The sequence below is a fragment of the Pseudomonas sp. 05N434 genome (genome assembly GCF_056396965.1).
Genome location: NZ_JBFTMK010000933.1, coordinates 1 through 1,025 on the forward strand (window position 1 = coordinate 1; position 1,025 = coordinate 1,025).

Consider the following 1,025-nt stretch of genomic DNA (forward strand, 5'->3'; position numbering starts at 1 on the left):
CGGCAGCGGATACCGAGCGCCGACTGCTGCACGTGACCTCTCAGGCGCGCGTCCGGTTCTTTCCTGGCACATATACGTTTTTGGAGTTTCCCTTGTCATCGTTTCCTGGTGCGGCATATCCCGACGCACTGGCGCTCGTTCGAGACGACAAGGTATGGAGTCAACTGGTCCCTTGCGACGACATCGAGCGAGAACTGTTCGGCGTCTTCCGTTTCCATTTCCCTGAAAACGTAGACAACAGCGGATTCGTGGGCTGGTTGGCGATGCGTCTGAAGCGGCATTTTGGAACTGGCGTTTTCGTCACTTGCGGCCAAAACAGAGATGAGGGCGGGATATTTGATTATTGGGGCGTCCCGGCCAGCCTTGCTTCGGGTGTCTTCGCAGAGATCCAGGCTTTGGTTGATGGCCGAGCGGCCGGGGAAATGGGAGTTTCCCGGTAGCGGATATGGTCGCGCGTGCCCAAGTGTTCGCTTTTGGCCGATTGAATAGCAGCCGTTCCCGGAAGACCTAAACCGGCCAAAAAGTGGATGATTTGAGTCGAGAAAATAAATCAAGGAACCGCGGTACGCGGTCCCAGAGAGCGAAGCGAACGGCTTGAACCGCTTGTTATACGTTAACCCTGTAACTCAAGGTTGCCTCATCGCCTGTGATCCCTCGGAATCCCCAGCAATGACTTGGTTGCTCAAATATTGTGATTTCAACGTCAACCGGATTTATAGCCAAGTTTCGCTCAAAGTCTGTAAATATTTGCTTTATGAGCTTCTTTTTTGTTTCTTCCGTTCGCCCAGAAATCATGCTTATTTCGATTACTGTGTATTTTTCAGATCTGCCGCCGGGGTAATAGAAATTAGTTTTATCTAGCGGGACGAAACGGTGAGCACGCTTGTCTTCGGGTAACCCAAGAACGGTAGTCATGCAATTATGTAGCACATCGGACATCTGTGCTTTTTTGGCATTTAAATTGTAGTCAATTCCATAGACGGTGATCATTGCGATTCCTTGCAAGCGTATAACTACTATAGGTG

General features: G+C 50.5%; 2 protein-coding genes. One reads left to right on the forward strand and one right to left on the reverse strand.

Annotated features, from left to right (window positions below):
• The coding region (locus AC1DLB_RS30830) for a DUF6196 family protein (RefSeq protein WP_477786383.1) at positions 1–440 on the forward strand (440 nt) is incomplete at its 5' end.
• A 166-nt stretch (positions 441–606) separates the two neighbouring features.
• Here the strand turns inward: AC1DLB_RS30830 and AC1DLB_RS30835 are convergent.
• A partial coding sequence (locus AC1DLB_RS30835; RefSeq protein WP_477786384.1) for a tautomerase family protein occupies positions 607–1,025 on the reverse strand: 419 nt, incomplete at its 5' end.